Below are 13,660 nucleotides of genomic sequence, written 5' to 3'. Positions count from 1 at the left end.
GCAGGCTTATCGCGTCGCCGTTGCCACCCAAGTCCGGATGTCGTCGGCCGAATGGAATAGGCCGGTTCGGCGCGCAATGACCGTGCCCTTGGCGTCCAACAGCACGGAATAGGGCAATACGCCTGCCGGGTTTCCAAGTTCGCCCGGCGAAAATGCCGGCGGCGCGGCTGCTAGGAGTTGCGGGATTTTGCTCGGATTTCGCGAGAGGAACTGCGCTACAGCGTCGGGCTCATCCATGCCAATGGCAATCAACTTGGCATTCCGCTGCTGGCGTGCAAAGGCCTCCAAGGCCGGCATCTCTTTCAAGCAGGGGCCACACCAAGTGGCCCATAGATTGACGACGGTGTAGTCGGGCCCGAGGTGGGCGCGCAAACCGGTCGACTGGCCCTCTAAGGTGGTGAGCGCAAGGGATTGCACCGTGTCACCTTCGCGAACACGACGCGTGCCGGGCGCGACGGGCGCGCGCCAATCCAAGAAAGCTTGCAACCACTTGTGACCCAAGGTCGACTCAAGTAGCCATGGCTTGGGGTCCACAAGCACCGCGGCGAGCAGGGCAATGAGCGCGCCGGCGAATGCCGCCAAAACGATTTTGAGATACGTCCGCCAAGGCGAAGTCATCGTGCCGCCGCGCTATTTAATGCATCCGTCACAAGTTGCTGCGTCAGCACCGTCGGCAACACGCGGCCATTGCCGCCATTGGCCGGATACACCACATACAAGGGCAAGCCGACTGCGTGATGTGTGCGCAAGAACGCCCCAATCGCGTCGTTGGGTTCCGTGTTGTCGGCGATCATGTACACCGCACCTTGCTGCTCGAACATCGCTTTGAAAGCAGGCGTAAACAACACCGCGCGTTCGTTGACCTTGCAGGTAATGCACCAGTCAGCGGTGACATCGACAAACACCACCGTGCCCGCCTTGCGCAATGCCAACAAGCGCTCCGCAGAATACGGTTCTGCTTGCAAGCCGTTGGGTAATCGATATGCCGCTTCAGTCAGCGGGCGCGACTTCGACGCCATCGACCCATGCAAGAACGTCGCCACGGCAATCACCAGTGCGGCAAAAACCAGACGCGGTGACCAGCGACGCAATGTCGAAGGCAGGTACTGACGTGTGTCACGCAAAACCCACAACAAAGCCACGGCCAAAACGGCAAAGATGACAACCGCCATCCACCCTCGCTGTTGGAACAGCAACCAACATAGCCACGCGACGGTGGCATACATCGGCAACGCCATCACTTTCTTGAAGGTGTTTGTCCATGCGCCCGGCTTCGGAATAAGGCGTCCAAGTGCCGGGATCCAAGCGATCAACAAGAACGGGAGCGCGAGCCCAATACCGAGCGCCACGAAGACCAAGGCCGCTTGCAGCGGGGGTGCGAAGAAGGCATAACCCAAAGCGGCACCCATGAACGGCGCAGTGCAGGGCGTCGCCAAAACCACGGCCAAAACACCTGTTGCGAAATCACCCTTCAGCCCTTGTGCCGTCACGGCACGCTGTGCGGCGCCAGGCAACACGAAATTCGGTTGCCACACACCCGAGAGCGACAGCCCGAAGGCGAGCACGAACAATGCGAGTATCAGCACGACCGCAGGCTGTTGCATTTGGAAGCCCCAAGCCAAAGTGCTTTGCGAAGCCAATCCACGCAAGGCCAATACAATGCCCCCCAAAGCCAACATGCTGAGCACAACACCGCTTGCGTAAGCGAAGACATGTTGACGCATGGCTTTTTGGTCGCTGCCTGATTGTGCAAGTGACACCGCTTTCATCGACAGCACAGGCAAAACGCACGGCATCAGGTTGAGAATGAGACCGCCCAGCAGCGCCAACAGCAGTGCTTTCCAAATTGAAATCTTTTCAATGGCAGAGGCAGCGTCCAACGAAGGCGAGGCAAGCGAAACAGCTGCGCTTTCGCTTGGCATCGACGTGGCAGGTGCCGTCGTCGCACCGTCCACAGACACCACTTGTGCGGCAGATGCCGTCACTGCATCCACTGCAGGTGCAGGCGCTTCAACCGTTGTCTCATCTGCGCGCGCTTGGGTTTTTACGCCCGACTCAGGCAAAGAAATTTTGAAAGTACGATGCATCGGCTCGTAGCAGATGCCGTTGTTCTGACAGCCTTGTAGTTCGATGTCCAAGGTGGCGTCAACGCCACGCGCATGGCTACGCTTCAGCGTGATCGGTACATCCACTTCATTGAAATAGACGGGCACATTGCCAAAGTAGGCATCACGGTGCAGGGTCGCTTTGGGCCACTGCACTTCATCCAAAGACACGCCGTCAGCTTTCAGCTTGAACTTGGTTTGGTTCTTATATAAGTAGTAGTCCGTCGCGGGCGTTAAGCGAATCAGTAAGCGATCGCCACCATCTGCAATGGCATCTGCTTTGAACGCTTGCGCAGGCGGTAGCGGTGCGGCTTTGCCTGATTTGCCCAGCAGCGGATTCGAACTTGCGCCAAATTTTCCGGCAAGCGCTTGAAAGCCTGCATCCCCTTGTGGCTCGGCTGATTGTCCGAGCGTCACGGATAGATTGCGGATTTGCGGTGGATAGCACACGCCAACATCTGCACAGCCTTGATACTTCACACGCAGCGCAATCGCGCGGGTGCCAGCGGGCGCATCGACCGGAACGGTGACTGACAGTTGCGACCGATACGTTTCTACATTGCCGAAAAATTCGTCGTGGTGTTTTTCGCCTGTCGGAATTTTTGCGCTGCCTAAGGTCACACCCGGCGCGGTCGTACTGAACTTGAATTGATGGCGATACAAGTAATAGCCCGGTTCGATCTGCCAGCGCAGCACGATGGACTGACCGGGGCCGGGCTCGGCTTGAAGCTTGAACACCTGATCGACCGGCGGCAAATCTTGCGGCGTCAGTTGCGCGAACGCCAGCGTCGACGGCAAAGCCAGCGCAAGGGCTAGCAGCCAGCGTGAAAGCGAACGGGTCAAAACGGCGCTGGATCGCGCGGCAAAAGAGGGCATCGCGGGTCTATTCATAACGACATTGTAGGTAGGCCCGTGCGCCATCGCTGGATTCCAACCAAGCCGGACGGAAGGGTTCATTCACAAACCGTGTTAGGCGGGCGACACAACACCCAATACTTGCGCACCATACGCCGCCAACTTTTTAGGGCCCATCCCTTCAATCATGCCGAGCGCGGACAAGCTTTCCGGCCGTGCGGTGGCGATCTCGCGCAAGGTCTTGTCATGGAAGATCACATACGGCGGCACACTCTGATCGCGCGCCAACGTCGACCGCAGTTCGCGCAACTGTTCGAACAGGACGCGCGCATCCGCAGACATCCATGCCTGGGCACCGTTCGGATTCGCCATCGCCGCGCGACGTTGTCGGCTAACGCGTGCCTGCTCTCTACGCAACATCAAGGTCTGCTCGCCTTTCAACAGCGCGCGCGATTCTGGCGCCAAATACAATCCACCGTGACTATCGGTTTGCAACAAGCCGAGCGAAACAAGTTGTCTGAAAATGCTGCGCCATGTATTCGTGTCGATCTCGGCACCGATGCCATAGGTGCTGACAGCATCATGGCCCAGTTGCGTGATGCGTTCTGAGCTGTCGCCGCGCAAGACATCAATCAAATGCGATGCACCGAAGCGTTGACCACAGCGAAACGCACAACTCAATGCCATGCGTGCAGGCTCGGTGGCATCCCAGGCTTCGGGTGGGTTCAAACAATTGTCGCAATTGCTGCACGGCGCCGGCATCACTTCGCCAAAGCTCGCGAGCAAGCGTTGTCTGCGACAACCGAGCGTTTCGCAGTAGCCGAGCAGTGCATCCAACTTGCGACGTTCCAACCATTTGCGCGCATCTTCTGCTTCCGAAGACTCAATCATCTTGCGCAGATTCACGACATCGCCCAAGCCGTAGGCCATCCACGCCTCGGCGGGTTCGCCATCTCGCCCTGCACGACCTGTCTCCTGGTAGTAGCCCTCTACCGATTTCGGCAAATCGACGTGCGCCACAAAACGCACATCGGGCTTGTCGATGCCCATGCCGAACGCAATCGTTGCCACCATCAGAATGCCGTCTTCGCGCAAGAACCGACGTTGATTCAATGCACGTACTTCAGGTGCCATGCCGGCGTGATAAGGCAGGGCATTGAAACCCTTTGTTTGCAAGTACGCCGCTGTGTCTTCCACCTTGCGCCGCGACATCGCGTAGACGATGCCCGACGCACCGGCATGACTCGCCAGAAAATCCAACAGCTGTCGACGCGCGTCGTTCTTCTCAACGATCGTGTAGCGAATGTTCGGCCGGTCGAAACTGCTGGCGAATTGCGCCGCGTCTTCCAACTGCAGTCGCTCGATGATTTCTGCTTGTGTCGCAGGGTCAGCAGTCGCCGTCAATGCAATGCGCGGAATGTGCGGCCAGCGCTCGTGAAGCAAGGTGAGCTGCCGATACTCAGGACGAAAATCATGGCCCCACTGAGACACGCAGTGCGCCTCATCAATGGCAAACAAAGAGACCGGCGCGCGCGCCATCAGCTCAAGGAAGCGCGAGGTCAGCAATCGCTCTGGAGCGACATAGAGCATCTTCAAGTCACCCGACAAGAAGCGCTGCTCGACCCATTGCGCCTCTTGTAAGGACAAACTCGAATTCAAGTACGCCGCTTCAATACCGAGCTGATGCAAGGCCTCGACTTGGTCTTGCATCAACGCAATCAATGGTGACACCACAATCGCGCAGCCGGGCCGCATCAAGGCAGGCACTTGGTAGCACAAGGACTTGCCGCCGCCGGTGGGCATCAGGACAAGCGCGTCACCGCCGTCTGCCACATGACGCACGATGTCATGCTGGCGCCCACGGAAAGATTGGTACCCCCACACATTGCGAAGCACGTCGAGTGCGGGGTCGGCAGCAGCGTCGCGGACAAAATTCATGGCGACGAGCCTAGCATCCGGGGCCGGCTGGTCATTTAGGAAAACCGCCTCAATCCGGGCCAGAAAAAGTTTCTTTTGAGCAAGCACTTGAAAGCCTCTCGCCAGGCCCCATCTTTTGGTCATGCCCGCGTGGGCTGTTTTACTTTCAGTTTTGGCACTCTCACTAGGAGACTGCTAAAATTGATCTGTTTTTTCATATCAATCAATTACTTGCGGAGTACATCCATGAACCTGAAGCCGCTCCACGACCGCGTCGTCGTCAAGCCTGTGGAAGCCGAAGAACTGTCATCCGGTGGCATCTTGATCCCCGATAACGCCAAAGAAAAGCCGACCAAGGGCGAAGTGGTCGCAGTCGGTCCGGGCAAGGCCCTCGACAACGGCAACACCCGTTCGATGACGGTGAAGGTCGGTGACAAGGTCATCTACGGCCAGTACGCCGGCAGCGCCTACAAGCACGAAGGCACCGAATACAAAGTTGTGAAGGAAGACGACATCCTCGCGATCGTCGGCTAATTCCCACTCAAGCATTTCAATAAGGAATCAAGACAATGGCTGCAAAAGATATCCGCTTCGGTGAAGACGCACGTTCGCGCATGGTGCGCGGCGTCAACGTGCTCGCTAACGCCGTGAAAGCAACGCTCGGCCCGAAGGGTCGTAACGTCGTCCTGCAAAAGAGCTACGGCGCACCGACCATCACTAAGGATGGCGTCTCGGTCGCTAAGGAAATCGAATTGGCTGATGCGTTCGAAAACATGGGCGCACAAATGGTGAAGGAAGTCGCTTCGAAGACCTCCGACAACGCCGGTGACGGCACCACCACCGCAACCGTGCTTGCTGCCGCGTTGATTCGCGAAGGCATGAAGGGCGTTGCCGCCGGCATGAACCCGATGGACCTCAAGCGCGGCATCGACAAGGCCGTCGCTGCTGCCATCGATGAACTGAAGAAAATGAGCAAGCCGACCGCAGACGACAAGGCGATTGCCCAAGTCGGCACGATCTCGGCCAACTCCGACGAATCGATCGGCAACATCATCGCCGACGCGATGAAGAAGGTCGGTAAAGAAGGCGTCATCACGGTTGAAGAAGGTTCGGGTCTCGACAACGAACTCGACGTCGTGGAAGGCATGCAGTTCGATCGCGGCTACCTCTCGCCGTACTTCATCAACAACCAACAATCAATGTCGGCTGAACTCGACGACCCGTTCATCCTCTTGCACGACAAGAAGATCTCGAACGTGCGCGACTTGCTGCCCGTGCTCGAAGGCGTGGCGAAGGCTGGCAAGCCGTTGTTGATCGTCGCTGAAGAAGTGGAAGGCGAAGCGCTCGCTACGCTCGTCGTCAACACCATTCGCGGCATCGTCAAGGTGTGTGCAGTGAAGGCACCGGGCTTCGGCGACCGTCGCAAGGCGATGCTCGAAGACATGGCCATCCTCACCGGCGGTACTGTGATTTCGGAAGAAGTGGGTCTGTCGCTTGAAAAAGCAACGATCAAAGACCTCGGCCGCGCCAAAAAGGTGCAAGTGTCGAAGGAAAACACCACGATCATCGACGGCGCAGGCGAAAGCAGCGGCATCGAAGCACGCATCAAGCAAATCAAGGCGCAAATCGAAGAAACCTCTTCGGATTACGACCGTGAAAAGCTGCAAGAACGTGTCGCCAAGTTGGCCGGCGGTGTGGCGGTGATCAAGGTCGGTGCATCGACTGAAATCGAAATGAAAGAAAAGAAGGCACGCGTTGAAGACGCCTTGCACGCAACCCGTGCAGCAGTCGAAGAAGGCATCGTGCCGGGCGGCGGTGTTGCGCTGGTGCGTGCACTGACGGCCATCAAGGGCTTGAAGGGCATCAACGAAGACCAAAACCACGGTATCGAAATTGCCATGCGTTCGATGGAAGCGCCGTTGCGCGAAATCGTCACCAACGCGGGTGAAGAGCCGTCGGTCATCCTCAACCGCGTCAAGGAAGGCACAGGTAATTTCGGCTACAACGCCGCCACCGGTGAATTCGTCGACATGGTTGAATCGGGCATCTTGGATCCGACCAAGGTCACACGCACCGCGTTGCAAAACGCAGCTTCGATCGCCGGTCTGATGATCACCACCGAAGCCATGGTCGCTGAAGCACCGAAGAAAGACGAGCCGGCGATGCCGGGCGCAGGTGGCATGGGCGGCATGGGCGGTATGGATTTCTGATCCGGCCGGAACGCTACAAGCAACACCCAAAGACAAGAACCCTCGCAAGCGATTGCGGGGGTTCTTCGTTAATATTGACTGCATAAGCCTCGGGGGAGCGAGCTGCATGTCAAAAAATTTGGGACGTGCACCGAAAGGTGCATCGACGGCGCCAAGAATTGCGCTCTGTCTTGCTGTCGTCAGCGCGTTGTATGTGATCTATTTCGTCGGTGCCATGGTTTACGCGACGGGGAAGTACCGAAACGATTCGGGAGCCAACGGTCAGTACGGAGCGGCAGTCGCCGATCGTGAGGCTTCGCACGGGCGGATGACTGCGGAACAAAAAAGCGCTTACGTCGAGGACGTCAAAGACGCAGAGGCCGACATGCGCAAGTCTGCCCTGAACGATTGGTTGCAGGCACGCCGTGCGAAAGCATTCAACAAGCAATTGAAAGGGATCTGGCGCACCATTCCACAAAACGGGGAAGCGGTGCGCGAGTTTCAGGCGACCGTGTACAAAACTCGCTTCATCTTGGTGTCCCATCTCGAAAACGACGACGCGGCTACGCGTGCAGGCGTTTCCGGCAAATCCGCGTGGTCAGACAGGATTTACAAGGTACATTCCGTCCCCTTGGAAGATGCGTTGGAATTCGGAAAATTCGGTAAGAAATCAACTTTCAAGGTGGTGGCTTGCCGGGACATTGTGCAAGGTCACACTTTCGAAGATTGCATGACACTCGAAGAGGATGGACGGTTGTTGGGCGTCGCCTATCGCGAACGACAGCTCACCGACGACGAAGCGGCTTCGCAGAGACTGAGTGTCTCCCGAGCATTGCAAACATTGGAGCGTAACGGTGAAAGACGCACGTTTGGCCCATAGATGAATCGGATTTTGGTTGTCGGAATCGCCCTTGGCGTCCTTACGGGTTGCACGCGCATGGCAACGCCCTGCGATAGCCAATACATGCGTGGAAAGATGAAGGACGCCTTTGTCGAAGCAGTCAACTATGGGTATTGGAAGTCGCGCATCGATCTTTTTGCCGCGGGCTTGGTATCGAATGTGCGGTTCGACAATATCGAAACGGACTCCAAAGGCGGTAATGGCAATGCGGCGGTGTGTCGCGCCACGATTCGATTCGATGTTGCCGGAACGACGGTCGAAGATGATTTCGGCTATTTGGTGGTGTCGCAGTCTGGCGAAGACTTGTTTCGAAAAACGAGTCGTTGGCCCATGGAGCGGTTGGACAAGCTCCTGATGAAGAGCCCGATGGGCGAATTCCGTAAAAAGGAGCGCGAGATTTTTCACCTTCGGTTTGAGCTCTCTCCGGACGAGCGGGCCGCGCTGGGTGATTCGCATACGCAGAAAGTGCAATCTGCGGAAGCGGAGCTGGAAGCGATGCGCGAGCGCATCACAAAAGGGTCAGTTGCGCCGCGCACGTCTTCAACCCAATAAAAAGGAACATTCAATGGGACTACGGATTTTGATCTGTGTCGCGGTGCTCTTTCTGAGTGCGTGCGGCAAAAGGGAAAGCGGTTGTGCAACGCCAGCGACGCAAGCGAGTCTCGCCGCCTACGTCAACAATGACGTTCGCAAGTTCCTGAGGCAGGGTGAGTACGATCCGCTTGACAGCGGGTTGGTCAAAATTTCTCGAATTGAGGGTTTCGAGGCGACGCGACTAGACGAAGAACGTGAACGGTCAAGTTGCAGGGCGATTATCCAGTTCGACGTCGAGGGATTGGCCATGCCGACGCCCGTCGAATACGACTTGCTTCCCTCGGGTGGCGATGACGCGGACTCTGTCTATGACACCGTGGTGAGCATGCAGCTTTCACTGGGGGCGATTGGCGCGCGTTTGAACAACGGCGTTCTCAAAGATCTACGGGAAAAGGAAAACGAGATCGAAAATCAGGAAGAGATGATTGTGCGAATCGGCAAGGTTGTCGCGGCCAACCGAGCGTCAGGTGATTGGAGTCCCTTCGCCGCGCAAGCAATGTACGATCTCGACAAGCGCACAGACGAGTTGGCAAAAACAAGAGAGGCGGCGGCGCGTATTCGTGATTCGTTGCTTGCTGGACGTGCCGGCCGTTAATGCTTTTGTAATCGCCGAGCCGTCACTGCGGGAACCGATCGGCACATTCGGTGAGCCACGGCAGCGACTACGTGTACAGGTGTTGGCGGGGAGCGTTTCCAAATCAAAAAACAAAAGTTGGCAATCGCTTCGCTAGAGGTGCCGAATGCGTTGCGCCCTGAACTACCAAAGCGCGAATACCTGCCAGCTAGGCGAGTCCCAACAGATGTTCGGTTCTCGGGTCAGGGCGTCAACCCTTCGCAATCCGGCCCCAAAGGGTTTGCATCCAAAGACACACAAGGATGAAACTTTGAAATGCCTTCGACCTTTTTAGACTCACCGCGCTTCAACGTGAAAACGCGCATAGGTTTTTCATTGCATGCGTCGGCTTGCGTGCACGCCTCGCTATACAAGGTGTAATGACACACACCCGTGTTGCTTTCGCGGCAGTTGAACGTCGCGACACCTTTGTATTCAGTCGCGGTGCTGTAAAGCGCCGTGTGATGATTGTCCGAAATCTTACTGCTGTATTCGGTGCCGAACAGCGAAACCCCTGCCATGGACAACAGCATCTGTAGCCATGTCACCAGTTGTGCGAAAAAGTTCATTTCATATCTCCACAAGCGCAATGCGCTTTACATGGTCTTGAACAACGCCATGAAGGGTTGGCTAATTTGCAGCGTCTCGTCGCGTCCTCGCAAGCGCACCGTGCCTCGGCCGGATTCGTCACGCACAATGCCTGCAATGGCACGTAGGTTGACGATGGTCGATCGGTGAATTTGCTTGAAGGCACTTGAATCAAGCCTTGGCATCAATTCTTTGAGCGGCGTTCGCAGCAAGGATTCTCCTTCTGCAGTCACGACAGTCGTGTACTTCTGATCGGCGCGAAAATAGATCACGTCTTCCACCAAGACCAAACGTGTTTCACGCCCTGCGCTGGCGGTGAGCCAAGTCAGAGGTTCGGGCGCGCCGGCCGACCGAGGCAGTGGGCCCAATCGATCAAACAGTGACTTCAATGATGAAAGATCGGGTTGCGTGCTTCGGGCTTGCAAGCGCGCCACCGTGGCCGCCAATCGTTCCGGTTCAACCGGTTTCAATAGGTAGTCCACAGCGCCTTTATCGAACGCTTCGATCGCGTATTGGTTGTACGCGGTCACAAACACGATGTGTGTAGCGGGGCTCGCTTCCGCCGCCGCTGCGGCCACTTCAATACCGGTGAGGCCCGGCATGCGAATGTCTAGAAATGCGACGTCCGGTCGGTGTTCGGCAATCGCCTCCAGTGCACTCGCACCGTCTTCGCATTCCGCGACGATCGATAGTTCAGGCCACGCCTGTGCGAGTTCCGTGACCAGTGCTTGACGCAACAGCGTTTCGTCCTCGGCAATGACGCACGTGGGTACGTGGCCAGCAGTGTGCTCATGCATGAGAATTGCCTCCGTTGTGTGCGTCGGTCGCTGCCGGCACGGTCAAGGTTGCGGCAACACCCGAAGGAAAGTTTGCAATCACGGACAAGTTCGCGACACCGGCGAAACGTAGACGCAGACGTTCACGAATATTCTTCAAGCCAATGCCCGTGCCTGATGTTTTCGTGTTGAAACCTTCTCCATCGTCGGCCACTGTAACGGCGACGCCTTCTTCAGTGGCGCGCGCACGAATCCAAATCGTGCCGCCGCCGGTGCGCGGTTCCAAACCGTGTTTAATGGCGTTCTCTACCAAGGTTTGCAGCATCATCGACGGCAGGGCAGTGCCGCGCAGCACGTCGGGCACATCCACTTGCACGTTCAAACGTTCACCCATGCGGATCTTCAGGATTTCCAAATACGCCAACGCGCGTTCCAGTTCTGCACCCAGGGTCGACATGCCATCACCGGTATCCGGCAAGGAACGACGCAAGTACTGAATCAAATGACCGAGCATCATTTCCGCACGCTCCGGGTCACTGCGCGTCAGCAGTTGCGCACTGGCCAAGGTGTTATACAAAAAATGCGGCTCGACTTGTGCGTGCAGCAAATGCAATTTTGCTTCAGTCAGTTCTTTCTGCGTTGCTGTTTGCACGGCATCCATGCGTTCGCCACGACGGCGTTCACCAATGCGTCGGGTGAGTGCACGCACAATCGCTTCGGCATTTTCATAGTTCGTGCCGTCATCCACCAAGAACCAATCACGCCACGCGGGATGATCGGGCTCACAAATCAAGGTGACGCTTCCGCTTTCACCTGCAGGCGTGACCGTGGCTTGCAACTGATTGCGCGGCTGACCGAACCAACGCAGCGGATTCCAACGCGGGAGTTCCTTTTCACCATAGGTATCCGGACGCGCCACTTTTGCTTTGATTTGCAAACTGTCGCGCGCGCTCTGAATGCGTTCGACGCCCGGCAGTTCACGCACCGCAGCATCAAGCAGGTCAAAGGCTTCACCGGCCTCAAACGGAATTTCGATCTGGCGCTTTTGGCGATTTGCCAATGTTTCGCTTGTCACTTTCCCCGCGATCAATTTCACGCGACGAAGGTGTGAGAAGGCGCCGGCGAGCACCAAGCCGGAGGTGCCCATCACAAACAGGATGGCCGGCAGTTCGAAATTGCCGAGCAAGGGTAAGCTCGAATACACGACGACGGCCAAGAAGATGGCGGCGCCCCATGCTATGGCGATGCGTAAAACAAAGATCAGGCTCTTGAACATGGTTGGACTCGATTGGGGTTCGGGATCGAGCGTGACGCAGGGCCACGGCAAGGTCAGCACCCGTGTGACGAATTCGACGTCTACAAAGACGAAACCCCGATTGTCGGGCATGAATGCTTACAAAGGTGCCTGCCATTGACCCCATTTGCGCAAAACGACGCGCTCAGTCAGGGCGTGGCCCGCGCTTCAAATCCTTCAAAATCTCCCGCGCAGCATTGCGCCCGGGCAGGCCGGTCACGCCGCCGCCAGGATGCGTGCCCGCGCCGCACAAGTACAGGCCCTTGAGTGCACCGCGATAGTTGCCTTGACCGAGCAACGGCCGCGCAGAAAACATTTGGTCCAACCCCAAGGTCCCGTGAAAGATGTCGCCGCCCGCCAAGCCAATTCTTCGCTCGAGTTCCAAAGGCGACAGCACATCTCTTCTCAAGATGCTGCGTTTGAAGTTGGGCGCATAGGCATCCACGGTTTCGATCATCAGGTCAGCGACCGCTGAGGCGTGCGTATCCCAACCGCCTGCCACCTCGCGCGCAACGTGCTGACAAAACAAACTGGCCACATGCTGTCCGGGGGGTGCCAAGGTGTCGTCTAGGGCAGAAGAAATACACACTTCGACGATCGGTTTGCGTGACCAACCCGGGTTGTGTTCGCGCGTTTTTGCGTCAACGAAGGCTTGCTCAAAATAGGCAAGAGACGGACCAATCAAAATGCCCGTTTGATGGTGCGCCTGAAGGTGCGTGCCGGGCGCCGCTGTAAAGTTCGGGAGCTCATTCAAGGCCACATTCATGCGGAAGGTGCCAGAACCCACCCGATAGCGCCGAATGCGCGCGTGTTGTTCTTCAGGCAAGTGCTGCGGTTCGATCAAGGTTTGATACAGCGGCTTCGGTCCGATGTTGGAGACGACGCAGCGCGCGTCGAAGCGTCGTCCGTCACTCGTTTCTGCGCCGATGGCCTGACCAGACTTCACGATCACACGCGAGACAGCTGCGCCTGTCTCAATAACGACGCCCCGTTCAACGCACGCCTTGCGCATCGCCTCGGTGATAGCGCCCATGCCCCCCATCGCGTGGCCCCATTGTCCAACCTTGCCGTTGACCTCGCCAAACAGGTGGTGCAACAAGACATAGGCACTGCCCGGCGTATACGGGCTATTGAAAGATCCCACCACAGAATCCCAGCCCAAAATCGCCTTAAGGGGTTCGCAACGGAAATAGTCATCCAAAAGCTCGCCGGCAGATTTGGTGAACATGTCTAACAAATCACGCCGGGCTTGCAGGTCGAGATGTTTCAGTTTGCGCGCCAAGCTTGCACTGGCCAGCCAATCCGCGAACTCAATTCGGTCACCGATATTCGGTGGTGTCATGCGCACCAGTTCGCGCAGCACCGCAACGATGCGATCCATGCGCGCGTTGTAGAGGTGCCAGTTCGGGATGTCTTGTGGACAGAGACGTTGCAATTCTGATTCTGTGTGCGCCCCACCTTTGAAATGGTCGCCGTTGGGGAGTGGCAGAAAGTTTGAGTACGGGCGTTCGACGATGCGAAGGCCGTGCTCGGCCAGTCGCAAGTCACGAATGACCTTCGGGTTGAGCAGGCTCACCGTATAACTCGCCACGGAATTGCGGAAACCGGGATGAAATTCCTCCGTAACCGCGGCACCGCCGACAATATCGCGACGTTCGAGCACACGTACCGACAGACCGGCTGCGGCTAAGTACGCGGCGCAGACCAGACCGTTATGCCCACCGCCGAGAATCAAGATATCGCTGGTAGCGTTCGTGCTCATCGTATGTCCATGTGCCCTAAGCGGATTATGCAGTGCGCGCACTGGTTATGATGGGGCACGCCACCC

Annotated in this window: 12 protein-coding genes; 5 read left to right on the top strand and 7 right to left on the bottom strand. The window is 57.2% G+C overall.

Annotation, left to right across the window (positions count from 1 at the left end):
- Window positions 1–6 precede the first annotated feature (6 nt).
- From G7069_RS02210 to recQ, 3 genes are all read right to left on the bottom strand, one after another.
- Window positions 7–618 (bottom strand): TlpA disulfide reductase family protein, encoded by a 612-nt coding sequence (locus tag G7069_RS02210; RefSeq protein WP_166293834.1) that lies wholly within the window; start codon window positions 616–618, stop codon window positions 7–9.
- Window positions 615–2,996 (bottom strand): protein-disulfide reductase DsbD, encoded by a 2,382-nt coding sequence (locus tag G7069_RS02205; protein WP_166293832.1) that lies wholly within the window; start codon window positions 2,994–2,996, stop codon window positions 615–617. The genes G7069_RS02210 and G7069_RS02205 overlap by 4 nt, the downstream gene beginning before the upstream one ends.
- A gap of 78 nt (window positions 2,997–3,074) precedes the next feature.
- Entirely contained in the window at window positions 3,075–4,898 is a 1,824-nt protein-coding gene (recQ, locus tag G7069_RS02200) for a DNA helicase RecQ (RefSeq protein ID WP_166293830.1), read from the bottom strand.
- 225 nt (window positions 4,899–5,123) lie between these two features.
- On the opposite strand from recQ, the gene groES reads away from it, so the two are divergent.
- The 5 genes from groES to G7069_RS02175 all read left to right on the top strand — a co-directional run bounded on the left by groES (window position 5,124) and on the right by G7069_RS02175 (window position 9,156).
- Window positions 5,124–5,411, top strand: coding sequence for a co-chaperone GroES (gene groES / locus G7069_RS02195; RefSeq protein ID WP_166293828.1), 288 nt, complete (start codon window positions 5,124–5,126; stop codon window positions 5,409–5,411).
- A gap of 35 nt (window positions 5,412–5,446) precedes the next feature.
- Entirely contained in the window at window positions 5,447–7,087 is a 1,641-nt protein-coding gene (gene groL, locus G7069_RS02190) for a chaperonin GroEL (RefSeq protein ID WP_166293826.1), read from the top strand.
- A gap of 106 nt (window positions 7,088–7,193) precedes the next feature.
- Window positions 7,194–7,946, top strand: coding sequence for a hypothetical protein (locus G7069_RS02185; RefSeq protein WP_166293824.1), 753 nt, complete (start codon window positions 7,194–7,196; stop codon window positions 7,944–7,946).
- The gene (locus G7069_RS02180) at window positions 7,947–8,519 is read left to right on the top strand and encodes a hypothetical protein (protein ID WP_166293822.1); all 573 of its coding nucleotides are present in this window, start codon (window positions 7,947–7,949) and stop codon (window positions 8,517–8,519) included. It begins immediately after the preceding gene.
- A gap of 13 nt (window positions 8,520–8,532) precedes the next feature.
- A complete protein-coding gene (locus G7069_RS02175) occupies window positions 8,533–9,156 on the top strand; it encodes a hypothetical protein (protein ID WP_166293820.1) in 624 nt (207 codons plus the stop codon).
- A gap of 221 nt (window positions 9,157–9,377) precedes the next feature.
- Here the strand turns inward: G7069_RS02175 and G7069_RS02170 are convergent, their stop codons facing one another.
- The 4 genes from G7069_RS02170 to G7069_RS02155 all read right to left on the bottom strand — a co-directional run bounded on the left by G7069_RS02170 (window position 9,378) and on the right by G7069_RS02155 (window position 13,594).
- Entirely contained in the window at window positions 9,378–9,743 is a 366-nt protein-coding gene (locus G7069_RS02170; RefSeq protein WP_166293818.1) for a hypothetical protein, read from the bottom strand.
- Window positions 9,744–9,770: 27 nt separating this feature from the next.
- Window positions 9,771–10,559, bottom strand: coding sequence for a LytTR family DNA-binding domain-containing protein (locus tag G7069_RS02165; RefSeq protein ID WP_166293816.1), 789 nt, complete (start codon window positions 10,557–10,559; stop codon window positions 9,771–9,773).
- On the bottom strand, window positions 10,552–11,814 hold the full coding sequence (locus G7069_RS02160; RefSeq protein WP_166297437.1) for a histidine kinase: 1,263 nt from the start codon (window positions 11,812–11,814) through the stop codon (window positions 10,552–10,554). Before G7069_RS02160 ends, G7069_RS02165 begins: the two co-directional genes overlap by 8 nt.
- 163 nt (window positions 11,815–11,977) lie before the next feature.
- The gene (locus G7069_RS02155) at window positions 11,978–13,594 is read right to left on the bottom strand and encodes an NAD(P)/FAD-dependent oxidoreductase (RefSeq protein ID WP_166293814.1); all 1,617 of its coding nucleotides are present in this window, start codon (window positions 13,592–13,594) and stop codon (window positions 11,978–11,980) included.
- Window positions 13,595–13,660 lie beyond the last annotated feature (66 nt).

This window comes from Lysobacter sp. HDW10, assembly GCF_011300685.1.
In the GTDB taxonomy this organism is placed as follows: Bacteria; Pseudomonadota; Gammaproteobacteria; order Xanthomonadales; family Xanthomonadaceae; genus Solilutibacter.
This window is presented reverse-complemented; position numbering and strand designations above follow the sequence as displayed.

What these genes read in the sequence shown, in the direction of transcription:
- groL (WP_166293826.1), top strand. Translation starts at nt 5,447, where the DNA reads ATGGCTGCAAAAGATATCCGCTTCGGTGAAGACGCACGTTCGCGCATG.
- G7069_RS02175 (WP_166293820.1), top strand. Translation starts at nt 8,533, where the DNA reads ATGGGACTACGGATTTTGATCTGTGTCGCGGTGCTCTTTCTGAGTGCG.
- G7069_RS02205 (WP_166293832.1), bottom strand. Translation starts at nt 2,996, where the DNA reads ATGAATAGACCCGCGATGCCCTCTTTTGCCGCGCGATCCAGCGCCGTT.
- G7069_RS02180 (WP_166293822.1), top strand. Translation starts at nt 7,947, where the DNA reads ATGAATCGGATTTTGGTTGTCGGAATCGCCCTTGGCGTCCTTACGGGT.
- G7069_RS02210 (WP_166293834.1), bottom strand. Translation starts at nt 618, where the DNA reads ATGACTTCGCCTTGGCGGACGTATCTCAAAATCGTTTTGGCGGCATTC.
- G7069_RS02170 (WP_166293818.1), bottom strand. Translation starts at nt 9,743, where the DNA reads ATGAACTTTTTCGCACAACTGGTGACATGGCTACAGATGCTGTTGTCC.
- G7069_RS02165 (WP_166293816.1), bottom strand. Translation starts at nt 10,559, where the DNA reads ATGCATGAGCACACTGCTGGCCACGTACCCACGTGCGTCATTGCCGAG.
- G7069_RS02155 (WP_166293814.1), bottom strand. Translation starts at nt 13,594, where the DNA reads ATGAGCACGAACGCTACCAGCGATATCTTGATTCTCGGCGGTGGGCAT.
- groES (WP_166293828.1), top strand. Translation starts at nt 5,124, where the DNA reads ATGAACCTGAAGCCGCTCCACGACCGCGTCGTCGTCAAGCCTGTGGAA.
- recQ (WP_166293830.1), bottom strand. Translation starts at nt 4,898, where the DNA reads ATGAATTTTGTCCGCGACGCTGCTGCCGACCCCGCACTCGACGTGCTT.
- G7069_RS02160 (WP_166297437.1), bottom strand. Translation starts at nt 11,814, where the DNA reads ATGTTCAAGAGCCTGATCTTTGTTTTACGCATCGCCATAGCATGGGGC.
- G7069_RS02185 (WP_166293824.1), top strand. Translation starts at nt 7,194, where the DNA reads ATGTCAAAAAATTTGGGACGTGCACCGAAAGGTGCATCGACGGCGCCA.